Origin of the sequence: Rhizobium sp. GN54, from assembly GCF_021026345.1 — a bacterium.
In the GTDB taxonomy this organism is placed as follows: Bacteria; Pseudomonadota; Alphaproteobacteria; order Rhizobiales; family Rhizobiaceae; genus Mycoplana.
The window spans coordinates 79130-91574 of record NZ_JAJNCZ010000010.1 but is presented as its reverse complement, the minus strand read 5'-3'; the positions used below and the strand labels follow the sequence as shown (position 1 = coordinate 91574).

General features: G+C 62.9%; 10 protein-coding genes. 6 read left to right on the top strand and 4 right to left on the bottom strand.

All coding sequences use genetic code 11. The annotated features are described in order from the left end of the window. The first annotated feature begins 3 nt into the window (after positions 1–3). The 4 genes from tssM to LQK81_RS21665 are packed head-to-tail and all read left to right on the top strand — an operon-like array spanning position 4 to position 6039. Complete coding sequence (gene tssM / locus LQK81_RS21680; RefSeq protein WP_230808473.1) at positions 4–3591, top strand: type VI secretion system membrane subunit TssM; 3588 nt, start codon at positions 4–6, stop codon at positions 3589–3591. Between the two features lie 11 nt (positions 3592–3602). Next, positions 3603–4253, top strand: a complete 651-nt coding sequence (tagF, locus tag LQK81_RS21675; protein WP_230808472.1) for a type VI secretion system-associated protein TagF — start codon at positions 3603–3605, stop codon at positions 4251–4253. 19 nt (positions 4254–4272) lie between these two features. Further along, on the top strand, positions 4273–5001 hold the full coding sequence (locus LQK81_RS21670) for a PP2C family protein-serine/threonine phosphatase (RefSeq protein WP_230808471.1): 729 nt from the start codon (positions 4273–4275) through the stop codon (positions 4999–5001). A 6-nt stretch (positions 5002–5007) separates the two neighbouring features. Continuing rightward, on the top strand, positions 5008–6039 hold the full coding sequence (locus LQK81_RS21665; RefSeq protein ID WP_230808470.1) for a hypothetical protein: 1032 nt from the start codon (positions 5008–5010) through the stop codon (positions 6037–6039). A 91-nt stretch (positions 6040–6130) separates the two neighbouring features. Here the strand turns inward: LQK81_RS21665 and LQK81_RS21660 are convergent, their stop codons facing one another. From LQK81_RS21660 to LQK81_RS21650, 3 genes are all read right to left on the bottom strand, one after another. Further along, a complete protein-coding gene (locus tag LQK81_RS21660) occupies positions 6131–7039 on the bottom strand; it encodes a hypothetical protein (RefSeq protein WP_230808469.1) in 909 nt (302 codons plus the stop codon). A 136-nt stretch (positions 7040–7175) separates the two neighbouring features. Continuing rightward, positions 7176–8000, bottom strand: coding sequence for a M15 family metallopeptidase (locus tag LQK81_RS21655; RefSeq protein WP_230808468.1), 825 nt, complete (start codon positions 7998–8000; stop codon positions 7176–7178). Positions 8001–8177: 177 nt separating this feature from the next. After that, complete coding sequence (locus LQK81_RS21650; RefSeq protein WP_230808467.1) at positions 8178–8876, bottom strand: Crp/Fnr family transcriptional regulator; 699 nt, start codon at positions 8874–8876, stop codon at positions 8178–8180. A 117-nt stretch (positions 8877–8993) separates the two neighbouring features. Between LQK81_RS21650 and LQK81_RS21645 the strand changes: the two genes are divergently transcribed. Both LQK81_RS21645 and LQK81_RS21640 read left to right on the top strand, forming a co-directional pair. After that, positions 8994–9512, top strand: a complete 519-nt coding sequence (locus tag LQK81_RS21645) for a FecR domain-containing protein (protein WP_230808465.1) — start codon at positions 8994–8996, stop codon at positions 9510–9512. Between the two features lie 65 nt (positions 9513–9577). Beyond that, on the top strand, positions 9578–11347 hold the full coding sequence (locus LQK81_RS21640) for a CHASE2 domain-containing protein (RefSeq protein ID WP_230808464.1): 1770 nt from the start codon (positions 9578–9580) through the stop codon (positions 11345–11347). Between the two features lie 18 nt (positions 11348–11365). On the opposite strand, the gene LQK81_RS21635 is transcribed toward LQK81_RS21640, so the two are convergent. Next, positions 11366–12412 (bottom strand): helix-turn-helix domain-containing protein, encoded by a 1047-nt coding sequence (locus LQK81_RS21635; RefSeq protein ID WP_230808463.1) that lies wholly within the window; start codon positions 12410–12412, stop codon positions 11366–11368. Positions 12413–12445 lie beyond the last annotated feature (33 nt).

The window sequence follows — 12445 nt, the reverse complement described above, 5'->3', positions numbered from 1 at the left end:
GCCATGTTCCGCACCATCCGCTCCCACCTCCTGAGCCCGATCGGAGTGCTGATCCTTTTCAGCATGATCCTGGCGGTCACCGTCTGGCTGCTCGGCCCGCTTCTGGCGATCGGCGATGTCCGCCCGTTCGACAGGCCGGCCAACCGGCTGATCGCGATCGCCGGCCTTGCCGCCGTCACGATCATCGCCATTCTCGTCATCCTGCTGCGTCGCCGCTCGCAGGATCGCCAGATGTCCAATGCGATCGCCAGCAATGCCGCCGCCCCAACGACTGAAGCCGATGACGGCGCCGTCGCGGCAGAGCTTTCCGAAGTGCGCAAGCGCATGACCGAGGCGCTCGGCTTCCTGCGCAATTCCAAGCTCGGCGGCCGTTTCGGCTCGCGCTACCTCTACCAACTGCCCTGGTACATCATCATCGGCCCGCCGGGCGCCGGCAAGACGACGGCGATCGTCAATTCGGGCCTGCAGTTTCCGCTTGCCGAGCGCATGGGCAAGAGCGCCATCGGCGGGGTTGGCGGCACCCGCAATTGCGACTGGTGGTTCACCAACGAGGCGGTGCTTCTCGACACCGCCGGCCGTTACACCACGCAGGACAGCAATCGCGATGCCGACGCCATGGCCTGGACCGGCTTTCTCGACATGCTGAAGAAGCATCGGCGCCGCCAACCTATCAACGGCGCCATGGTCGCCATCAGTCTCTCCGACCTGTCGCTGCTGGACGACCAGGAAAGGCGCGCCCATTCCCAGGCGATCCGCTCCCGCCTGCAGGAATTGCGCGAGCGCCTCGGCGTCCGCTTTCCAGTCTATATCCTCTTCACCAAGGCCGACCTGATCGCCGGCTTCCAGGAGTTCTTCGACAATCTCGGATCCGACGAGCGCGAACAGGTCTGGGGCTTCACCCTTCCCTATGAAAAGGGCGCAGAGGCCACCGACAAGGCGCTTGCCTCGTTCAATGCCGAATTCGAACAGCTGCTGTCACAGCTCGCCAATCGCAGCCTGGAGCGGATGCAGGCCGAGACCGACTATCAGCGCCGCAGCCTCATCGCCGGTTTCCCCGCGCAGATCGCCTCGCTTCGCGGCGTGGCCGAAAGCTTCCTCGGCGACATCTTCCACGACAGCCGCTTCGAGGACAACCAGTTCCTGCGGGGTGTCTATTTCACCTCCGGCACCCAGGAAGGCACGCCGATCGACCGGCTGATGATGGGCATGGCCCGCACCTTCGGCATCGGCCGGCAGGCCATCGGCACCGGCCGTGGCCAGGGACGCAGCTATTTCCTGACGCGGCTGATGAATACCGTGATCTTCCGTGAGGCAGGGCTGGTCTCAGACGATGACGCGGTCGAGCGGCGCTATCGCTGGGTCAAGCGCGGCGCCATCGCCGCCAGCATCCTGGCATTGTTCGGAGCCACCGCGCTCTGGACCAACAGCTTCGTCGGAAACCTGGCCCTGATCTCCGGCGCCACCGCCCAGGTCGACGAGTTCCGCAAGCTCGCCAGCGGCATTCCCGGCAACCCGATCGCCGATGCCGATCTGCCGGCCATCGTGCCAGCCCTCAACCTCCTGCGCGACCTGCCCGGCAATCCCGCGGCAAGCGATCCCGAAGCGCCGCTCGAACTGACCTTCGGCCTCTACCAGGGTGACGCAGTCGGCACCGAGTCCGCGCAGACCTATCGCAGCGCGCTCAACAGCATGATGCTGCCCCGTCTCCTCTTCCGCCTCGAAGAGCAGATGCAGTCCAATATCAACAATCCCGAGTTCCTGTTCGAGGCGCTCAAGGTCTACCAGATGCTGGGCCTGCAAGGCCCGATGGATGCCGATACCGTCCGGCAATGGATGCAGATCGACTGGGCGATCGCCTTCAAGGGACAGGACGAGGTGCAGCAGGAACTGCTCGGTCATCTCGACGAGTTGGTCAACCAGCCAATGCGCAAGATCGGGCTTAACGGTCCGCTGGTCGAACAGATCCAGCTGCTGCTGGCCGAGACGCCGATCGCCGAACGGGTCTATCGGAGCCTGGTCAAGGCGCCGGCGGCCGCAGCGCTCGAGCCTTTCCGCATCACGGATGTCGGCGGCCCCGCCGTCTCGCGCGTCATGCTGCGTCCCTCCGGCAAGCCGCTCAGCGCCGGCGTGGAAGGCGTCTATACGCGGAATGGCTTCTACACGTATTTCCTGCCGTCGCTCGGCACGGTCTCCGATCGCGTCCAGTTCGAAAATCTGGTCCTCGGCCCGCATGCGGACGAGGTGACGCCGGAAATTCTGGCCCGGCTCGGCAAGGATATCCTCGCCCTCTACGAAAACGACTACGTCGCCCGCTATGACGAGCTTCTGGCCGATGTCGATATCATTCCGATGGAAAATCTCGGCCAGGCGACCCAGGTCATCAACATCCTCTCGGGACCGACATCGCCGATCCGCAACGTGCTGCAGGCGGTAAGCAAGGAAACCCGGTTGACGGTCCTGCCGGGTGCGGAGGCGGTGGCCGGAAACGCGATTTCCGCCGTAACCGACCTCGCGCGCGGCGAGGCCATCTCGAAGCTGGATGCCGGCGGGCAGCAAATCGTCGAGGCGCTGAGTTCAGCCGTGCCGACCGACGTCCAGACCGCGGCACCCGGACGCTTCGTCGAGGATCGCTTCCGCAGCCTGCACGAGCTTGTTGCCGGCGCCGATGGTGCCCAGTCCGAGCTGGACCGGATCATCCAGCGCATGGCGGACGTCTTCGGAGAGCTCAACCGGCTATCGCTCGGCCAGAATACCGGCGCCGCGATCGCCGGCCAGGGATCCGGCGCCGTGGCCGAGCTTCAGGCCGCCATCACGCTCCTGCCCAATCCGCTGCAGCGCTGGGCCTCCCAGATCGTCACGGCCTCGTCGGGAGCAGCCGTCGGCGGGGCACGCGCAGATATCAATGCCAAATGGCAAGGTCAGGTCCTGCCCTTCTGCACGCGTGCGATCGACGGCCGTTATCCCTTCAACCGTCAGGGCGAGGCCGATGTGGCCCTCCAGGATTTCGGCCGGCTGTTCGCGCCGAACGGACTGATCGACAAATTCTTCAACGACAACATGGCCCAATTCGTCGACACGACCTCGAACCCCTGGCGGTTGAGGCGAGTGAACGGCGTCGATATCGGCATATCCGACGCCGTCATCGCGCAGTTCCAGAAGGCATCGGAGATCCGCGACAGCTTCTTCGTGGCGCCCGGCCTGCCGTCGATCACCTTCGACGTCACCCCGGTCGCGCTCGATCCCAATGTCGAGCAGGTCGTGGTGGAGATCGAGGGGCAGCCGGTCACCTATGCTCACGGTCCGCCGCAGGTCACGCCTCTCACATGGCCCGGCCAGAACAGCGGGCGCACGCGGGTGTCCTTTTCCCCCGCCCGCACCGATATCGAAAACGCCATCCAGCGTGACGGCCCCTGGTCCTGGTTCCGGCTTCTTGACACGGCCGAGGTGCGGCGGACGAACGTCTCAGATCGCAATCGCGTGGTCTTCAATCTCGGCGGCAGGATCGCGATCTTTCAGCTGAGAGCCGGTTCCGCGCTCAATCCGTTCACGGGTTCGGCGATCGGCAGCTTCAAGTGCCCGAGCTCGCTGTGATGGAAGCCGGCATGAACTATGGCTGGTATGGGAAAGTTCCCTGCGTCGGCGATTTCGTTCGCTCCGGCCTCTCACCGCAATTCGTCGTCGCCTGGGATGCGTGGATGCAGACATTGCTGACCACGGGGCGGGAGGTCCTGGGCGAGCGTTGGCGGGAATGCTATTTCAGCGCGCCGATCTGGCGTTTCGCCCTCTCGCCTGGAATGACCGGATCGCACGCGGTGGCGGGCATCGTGATGCCGAGCGTCGACCGGGTCGGTCGCGAATATCCGCTCTGTCTGGCGGTGGAGCTCGATGCCCCGGTCTGGTCCGCCTATCGGGCCCTCGAACCGATTTTCGCGCCGCTGGAAGAGACAGCTCTCGCCATGCTCGAGGATGGCTCTTCCCTGTCCTTCCTGAAGGACGCGTTGGCCGGGCTTCCACCACCCGGGGCGCCAGCCGTGGCCCGGTCCGGGACGATCGGCTCAGCCGGGGCGATCGTCACGGATGACAGCCCGGAATTCGCGCTTGCCACGCGCGCAATCCCGAAGCCGGCGTCAATCTTCATATCGACTGTCATGGGAGCAAACCGCCTCCTCCTGACAGGGCAATTACCATCCGGATCTGACGAGGCGACCGCGCTTTTCGATATTCACAGCCCCCGGTGGGTTTTCCACGACTGAGCCGATGGAGAGGTTCACGATGACCGCAAATTCCGCCACGACAATCCGGCGCCACAGCGCTCGGACCCATGTCGGCTTTGTCCGCAAGGTGAATGAAGACGCCATCCTCGCCCGACCCGATATCGGGCTCTGGGCCGTATCCGACGGAATGGGCGGACATGCCGCGGGCGATTTCGCCAGCCAGGCGATCACCGAGCTGCTGGATCGCCTGCCCGCCGATCTCGACCCCGCCGAGACCATGCAGGAGGCCCGCAAGGCATTGCATGAGGCGCATCGGCTGATCGGCATCGAGGCTAACCGGCGCGAAAGCGGCTTGATCGGGGCGACCGTGGTCGTGCTGCTGCTTTCCGAACAGCACTTCATGTGTTTCTGGGTCGGTGACAGTCGCCTCTATCGCCTGCGCGAAGGCGAACTTGAAATGATCAGCACCGATCATTCGTTTGTCGGTGAGTTGGTCGAGCACGGCTTTCTCACATGGGACGAGGCTGAAAACCATCCCCAGGCGAACCAGATCACCCGTGCCATCGGCGTCGGCGAAACGCTGGAAATCGACAAGCGGCGAGGCGACATCCGTCCGGGTGATATTTTCCTGCTCTGCTCCGACGGCCTTTCAAAATATGCCGGCCTCGATGTCCTGCGCCGTCATCTCCTGGAACGGCCGATCGACGTCCTTGCCGAGGAACTGATAGAGATCGCTCTCAAGGGCGGAGCCGTCGACAATATTTCCGTTATCGTCGTAGAGGCCTGAGCGGCGATGTCCTGCTTCTGCACCGTCCCTGCCGACAGCGCACGCAACCGGTTCAACTGGGGCATCATGCCGGTCCTGCCGACGGCGCCGCTAACAATGAAGCTTGCGCTGGCCATCCCCGGCATGCAGCCCGCGAGCCGGCTCGACATGAAGATTGCCTCCGGATTCCAGCCGGAAACCCTCCCGAATCTCGATTTCGGCGGTGGACCGCTGGGACAGATAGCCATGATGCTGTCGCTGATGTCCGGCACATTCGCGCTCGACGACCTGCCGAAGCTGGAAATGCAAATGGAGCAGGCGGCCAACAGCATCGCGCGCAATGTCTGGCCAAGGCTCGGATGGCTGACGACGCTGAAGATGCAGCCGCTCGTCAATTATGCGCTGGTGGCCCGGCTGGTTCTCGACCTGCAGGCACTCGGCATCGATCCGTTCGTGGTCGATACGTTCCCGGCCTCGTCTTCGACCATTCCCAACTTCGGATTCGCGCTCTCCCCCTTGAAGTTGAGGATGGCGAAGATCGTCGCCGGCCTGCCGACGATCATGCAGATGAGCGAGATGCTGGACCTGCCGCCCCTTGGTGATCCCGGCGCGGTTTCCGCCCTCAACAACCGGCTGCAGGGCATGGCGAGCCTCGCCCCGCCCAGCCTGATCATTCCCATGCCACTGCTGATGAAACTCGCCATGGTGCTGGAATCGCTGGCGAAGATCGAGGAAGCTTTCGGTCCTGACGCGTTCTCGCCAGCCAAGCTCGGGCGGATCGAAACGATGCTGTCGATGTGGAGAGGCTTCCAACTGCCGTTCCCCACACCGGAACTCGCGCTGGCGCTGAATGCGAAGCTCGACCTGCTGCCTACGATGGAGGATATCCGTCTCGGCGAAGCCGTGGCCGGCCAGACCGCGGGCGCTTTCGCGGCCAACTTCGCACCGCCGAAACTCGCCATCGGGCCCTTCCTCAACATGGTCCTGGCGCTTCACGCATCGCTACAGTTCGCGATCGACATGGAGCCGTTCGACATGTGCGGCAGCTGTAGCTGTTGAAAACAAACAAAAGAAGACGGGAGCAAAACTGGCTGCGCAGCTCTGCTCCCGTGGGAATTTGCTAATTGTGATGCGTTTGCTGCGCCAAGAGTCAGCCTTGCTTCGCCAAGTCCTTGTAGACCTTCTTTTCCTTGAAACGCTTGATGAGATCGACAAACGGTGTCGTCTGCAATTTGCTGTTCTTGGGCTCCGCTTTCAAGATCTTCTCATAAATGGCAATCGCCTTTTGTCTATCCTTGTTCAGGTAGCATTCGATCATCTCCTGGCACCGTTCCTGAATGATGACGCCGCCAACATTGTCGAAGCCGCATTGCTTCAGCTTTTTCAGATCGAGTTCGATCCGCTGCGGCGGTGGCGGCACTTCCTCGTCCGTAGCGGGTTTTGGCTTTGAACTTGGCTTCGACGCCGACATGAGACCGCGGTCGATCAGAAACCTGTTGAAATCGGTGACACTCATGACCGTACGCTCGGATCGCAAGAGCTTCGTGGCAACAGTCAGTGTTGCATCTTCCCCCTTCAATTTATAGGCCTTGATATAGGCGTCGAGCAGTTCATGGCTCTTGAAATGGAGCTCCTCAGCGGCCTCCTCTACAGGCGAAACGAGCTTATCCTCCCTATTTCCACCTTTCTTCTCGTGGTATTCGAGGAACTCTTCCGACTGCCAGAAGCGGTACGCCAAAGCATTGCCCTCTATTAGATCCGCAACAACGTATCTGGCTTCCTTGACAATTGAATCCCAGCGCGGGTCCTCCCACAACTCCTGTTCACCAAGTTCCTTGGCCCTTTTGAGAATTGCACTTTGGACGTTAAGTGAATGGGGCGATCCATCCTTCAGGAAGTTTAAGTAAAGGGTTTTGGGTTTGAACGGAGACATCAGAAACAGGATATTCCCCTCAGACAATTCGCTTTTGAGGAACTGATAAAGAACTGAGGCCATCTCCTGGTCCTTGATGACGTCAAAGGCCCTGTCGGGATACCTGATTTTGCCATATCTCTTCATTGCATTCTCGCCTTGTTGGCCGCCTTTACGGCAAAAGTTGATAATACTGGTGAGTGGCGGCAGAATGCGGAAAGGTTCACAAAGCGAGGAACGTCGTGTACCTCTTCAAGGAAATGCTGGCGCGGCCATACCGGAGTCAGATTTCGCCCAGACGCCGCCATTGCTCCAGCTTCTCGCGGCTCACCTCGAAATGCATGGAATCCTCGCGGCTGAAGCCGGCACCCCAGATCCAGCCTTCCTTCTTGAAGAAATCGGCGAGCAGGATCAGTCCGAGCTGCGTCTTGTCGTCGGCGAGCGTATCGAGCACGCCGTCGATGTTGATATCCATGGCCAGACCATAGGCGTGGGCTGAAGCGGAACTCGTCGAACCCCGGATCAATCGCACACAGAGTGAGCCCGCGCTCTTGATCCGTGCATAGAGCTCCGGTTCGAACAGTTTCACATTGGCGAAGACCTGACGCGCCGAGATGAGTGCGGGACGTAGCATGCGCACGTCGATCGGACCGACATTCTCGGTCGAAAGCAATTCGGCCAGCTTCGGATTGGTTGCCGATTGGCAATCATCCGTCAGGTTTTCTCGTGGAAGGCCGAGCAGATCCTGGAGAAAGGACGGCGTCGGGACCGTCAGCCCCTCATTGGCCGAACGCCTGTCGGCGATCAGCACGACCTGGGCGAAGGAATCCTTGAGGCTGTCAGACGCGATGGCGACCTCCGGCTCCGGCGCCGTCTCTCGCTGCGCGCCGACAAGGCCAAGCGAGGTTCGCGCATCGAGTCCGTCGATGCGATTGCGCAGTTCAGCCACCTCTTGCCGCAGGGAACCGATCTCAACGTCCATTTTCGTCGTGTCGAATTCGACGGAGGCGGGAGCGGGTGGAGACGTGAAATGGTTCCGGGCGAAATGCCAGGCGAACGGCGCCGCCACGATCGACAGGGCGATCAGCAGGGCTGACAGCAGTCTCATCAAAAATCCCCTCTCCGGAACCGGGTGGATTCGAACGGCGCCGACAAGACGCGGCAATCCGACCATCCGAGGTCATGTCGGCCTCCACCATGTCGGAGGTCTTCCACTCCTGGGTTCCGAAATCAGGACAAATGGTTCATTCACCTTTCCTGTCGTTTCGAGGGAACTAGGCTGGGTTCAATTGGCGTCAGCCAGCGCCTCGAGCCCAGCCCTGTCACGCAGGATGAGCCAGCCATCCTTGAGATCGACAAGGCGTGCCTCCTCCCACCTCTTGAGGCACCGGTTGACGTTTTCCCGGCTATTGCCGATCATTTTCGCGATATCCGCCTGGGACAAGGACAGGCGTGACAGGGGAGACGCCGGGCTGGCGGGCGACGTCACCGACAGCCGCAACAGAAGGCGCGCGAGCCGGGTCGGCAGATCCAGGAAGGCAATTTCCATCATCCGCTCGTCGGAGCGCCGGACCCGCTGGCAGAGCAACTCGATCAGCCGGATCGAGAAATCCGGATTGCGCTGCAACACGTCGAGGAACGAGCGGCGCTCGAGCACGATCAGCGCGCAGGACCCGAGGGCGCGAACCGTGGCGGACCGTTCGCCGCCGTCGAGCAGGGCGATCTCGCCGAAGATGTCTCCGGGCCGAAGATCACTCAGGGTCACGTCGCGCCCGCTCGGTGTCACGACCTCCACCCGGACCGTGCCTTCCGCGATCGCCATCATGCTCTGGCCCGGCGCGCCCATCTGGAAAATCACCTCGCCGGCGACATGGCGCGTGATATGGGCAAAAGAGGCCAGATCCCTGCGAGCCTGTGTATCCAGGGCCTGGAATATCAGACTCTGGGCAAGCAGCTTTTCCTTGTCTATGCCGCGGTCATTCATCCGTGTCGTTCCGCTCCGAAGATGGTTCAATCGGTTTCCTCGTTACACCTAAATTGACATTGCCGAATTGCAACCGGATAAACGGGCATTCGATCGAAGCAACTTCAGGGACTTCCCGTGAAATCCATCTTTGTCGCAAGAATGTTGGCCACCCTGGCCATTTTCCTTTCGATCGTTTCGATGGCGACAGCTCAGCAGTCCTCCTCCTGCCAGCGCGAAGAACGTCCTGATCCCCCACGTTTTGTCTATCGTTGCGCCAACGGTCTTGTTCTGGAAGCCGAAGCTGCGGCGCAACTCGGAATCCCGCAGGACGCCGGACGAACGAGAGCGGCCTCGGCCACCGTGTCCGACAAGGCCGTGCTGATCGAGGTCGAGCCCGGCAGCGGCGCCTTTCAGATCCTGACGCCCCACGCCATCGCCGCCGTGCGGGGTACCGCCTATGTCGTCGATGTCACGGCCGACACCACCTCGGTCTTTGTCATCGAGGGCGAGGTTTCGGTTTCCCTGCCGGATGGCTCGCAGACCGTCGTCCTGGGCCCCGGCGAGGGCACGGATGCCACGGCCGGCCAGCCACTTGTCTCCAGAGTGTGGGGCCAGGAACGCGCCGCCCGCCTCATGGCTCGCTTCGCGCGATGAGGACAGGCCTGCCGGTCTGGTGGATCGCCCTGGCGATCGGCGGACTATGGGCCGGACTGCTGGGAATGAACCATATCGATGGTTCCGCGAGCCTGATCGACCGGATGGAAACCGTCCTTCTCGACCTCAGGGGCAGTCTGGTCGGAGGACGGGATGCGCCGGTCGAAGTTGCGATCGTGGCGATCGATGACGCGACGGTTCTTGATGCCGGCCGCTATCCGCTCGACCGGCGGAAATTGGCGGATCTGATCGACAGGATCGGCCACGCCGGCGCGCGCGCGCTTGCGATCGACATGCTGCTTCTCCAGCCGAGCGAACCGGACGCGGACGCCGCGCTGGCCGCGGCGCTGACCCGCATTCCGGTCGTGATCGCCGGCGCGGCCAGGTTTTCCGAAAAGGAGGCCCGTATCGGCTACGTACCGGCCGCGAAGGAGGTGCTGATGCCGCTTCCGCTTTTTGCGACCGTCGCAGAACTCGGACTCGTCAATGTCGTGACGGACGCCGGCGGCACACCGCGTCAAATTCCCATGCTGTTCCGGACGGCGGACGGCCCGGAGGCTTCCATCGTCCTGCGCGCGGCCGCGCTCTATTCCGGTCAGGAACCCGTGTTGAACGCCAGCGGCCTGACGATCGGACAGGCCGTGACATCACTCGACCTCGGCTGGCATCTCGCCCTCAACTATTACGGACCCGGCGGAACGATCCGCACGATCGGTGCTCTGGATATCTTGAAGGACGAGGATGCCGGGCGGCCACTTGAAGGCCGACTGGTGGTGCTCGGGGTGACGGCAACTGGTGTCGGCGATCGCTTCACCACGCCCTTCGACCAGATACTGCCCGGCGTCGAGGTGCTGGCGACCGGCATGTCCAACCTGCTGGACGGGTCGGCGCTGCGGCGCGACGGCATGGTCCGCCGGATCGACGGGGCGGCTGCAATGCTCGTCACCCTGACGGCGATCGCCGCCATGGCGTTGATGCCGCTGGCGGCAGGCTCGCTCACCTATCTCGCCATTCTCCTTGGCTGGTTTGCGGCCGTCACGCTCGCCTACGGCCAGTTCTATTGGCTGAGCGGTGCGCTGCCGCTCGCGGTAAGCCTGCCTCCCGTCTTGGCGACCGCCATATCCAGGCAGGCCTTCGACCGTTACCGGATGCGCCGGCTGGCTTCTGCCCAGGCGGCCCTCGGGCAGTTCCAGTCCACGACCTTCGCCAGGCGCATCGCCGAGGATCCGTCATTCCTGCTCGAACCGCGCGAACAGAACGCCGTCATCCTGTTCGTCGATCTCGTGGGCTTCACGGGCATCAGCGAAAGGCTGGGGCCGAGGCGGACCCGCGATATGCTCAAGGCCTTCCACACGATCGTGGTCGACGAAAGCGAGCGGCGGCAGGGGCTGGTGATGGATTTCATGGGCGATGGGGTGATGGTCGGCTTCGGCATTCCGGATGCAGGCCCACGGGATACCGCCAATGCGGTCTCCGCGGCTTTTTGCCTGGTCCGCGCGATCGACGACTGGCTGCTTGGCGCGGGGCTGGCAGAAACGAGCGCGGTCCGCATTGGTGCCCATTGCGGCCCCGTCGTGCTTTCCCGCCTCGGCCATGACAAGCACCAGCAGATCGCCGCGACCGGCGATTGCGTCAATGTGGCGAGCCGGCTTGTCGAGACCGTGCGATCTCGCGGGGCGGCGCTCGCCCTGTCGTCGGACCTGGTACAGGCCGCCGGATTGCAGCAGGACCTGATGGCGGATGGCCGGCGGTTCGAACGGATCGACATCCGGGGCCGCGAACAGGCAATCGATATCGCCGTCTGGACCGCGGCCGAGATCGCGCAACGGGGCTGAGCCCGCCCGGCCCCGGCATCAGCGGTTCTGCACCTGCAGCAGCCATTGCGCGAAACTGCTCGGCACCCCGGGCTGTATCACGTGCCCGCACAGACGAAACTCCCGGGCATCCTTCGGGCTATAGCCGAAATGCGCGCGAAACTGCCGGCTGAACTGGGCCGGATCGGCAAAGCCGTGGTCGTAGGCGATGGTGCTGATCAGCCTGACATCGGCAATGTCCTCCAGCACTGCGTGGCAGGCGGCAAGCCGCCGCTCGCGGATGAAGCTCGAAACGCCGCCGCAATGTTCGAAAAGGTAATAGAGCTTGCGGCGCGAGACGCCCAGCGCCCGGCACAGATCCCCTACCCCGAGGGTTGGCGAAGCGAGGTTGGCGTCGACATATTTGCGGGCGATTGCCAGCTGGCTCGCGGCGATCGGCGTCGCAGCCGCCTCGAACCCGTCCTGCGTCGGCTTGACGAGAGCGCCGAGAAGGGCGGTCAGCGAGCCGACGGCCGCGGGCACATCCCGGTGGGTGAGCGTCGATCGATAGCGTTCGAGCGTCAGGATGAATTCCTGCATGATATTCTTCATCGGCCCCTGGATCGGCCTGTGGCTGGCGGCGTCGAGACTGCCGGCCATGGCGGCGAAATTGTCGCGCTTCAACCAGATGCAGATTGTCTCGCCGGCGGTGGAATGGGCGATGGACGGCATGGTCAGCGAACGTAGTTCCAGGCTGCCGGCGGAGCTGCGCAGGACGTGACCGCTCGAACTGCTGAATTCCGAACCGCTGCGGCGCAAGGCGAGCTGCCAGTGATCGACCCTGCTGCGCCGGATCAGTTGTGGCGTGCGGCGATACCTCATCGCATCGACGCGCAAAGATGCGATATGCAGCCTGCCAAGATCATGCGCCCTGACCGTGGCATCGAAACCCTGTTTGCCGTGTTCGCCGCGCTCCACTTCGGCAATCGAAGCGACAAGGTTGCGCCAGCAGGGAAATTGTTCGGCTTTGTCCTTCACCAAGGTGGTGAAGCGATCCTCGCGGATCCGCGTGTCGAGAGCCTGATTATGCGGCTGCGGCGTACCCATGAGAGGGCTCTCCCTGTTGCATCCGGTCCGCGA

Excerpts from the sequence above, each read along its gene's own strand:
- tagF (WP_230808472.1), top strand. The coding sequence starts at position 3,603 with ATGAACTATGGCTGGTATGGGAAAGTTCCCTGCGTCGGCGATTTCGTT.
- LQK81_RS21655 (WP_230808468.1), bottom strand. The coding sequence starts at position 8,000 with ATGAGACTGCTGTCAGCCCTGCTGATCGCCCTGTCGATCGTGGCGGCG.
- LQK81_RS21635 (WP_230808463.1), bottom strand. The coding sequence starts at position 12,412 with ATGGGTACGCCGCAGCCGCATAATCAGGCTCTCGACACGCGGATCCGC.
- tssM (WP_230808473.1), top strand. The coding sequence starts at position 4 with ATGTTCCGCACCATCCGCTCCCACCTCCTGAGCCCGATCGGAGTGCTG.
- LQK81_RS21665 (WP_230808470.1), top strand. The coding sequence starts at position 5,008 with ATGTCCTGCTTCTGCACCGTCCCTGCCGACAGCGCACGCAACCGGTTC.
- LQK81_RS21640 (WP_230808464.1), top strand. The coding sequence starts at position 9,578 with ATGAACCATATCGATGGTTCCGCGAGCCTGATCGACCGGATGGAAACC.
- LQK81_RS21660 (WP_230808469.1), bottom strand. The coding sequence starts at position 7,039 with ATGAAGAGATATGGCAAAATCAGGTATCCCGACAGGGCCTTTGACGTC.
- LQK81_RS21650 (WP_230808467.1), bottom strand. The coding sequence starts at position 8,876 with ATGAATGACCGCGGCATAGACAAGGAAAAGCTGCTTGCCCAGAGTCTG.
- LQK81_RS21670 (WP_230808471.1), top strand. The coding sequence starts at position 4,273 with ATGACCGCAAATTCCGCCACGACAATCCGGCGCCACAGCGCTCGGACC.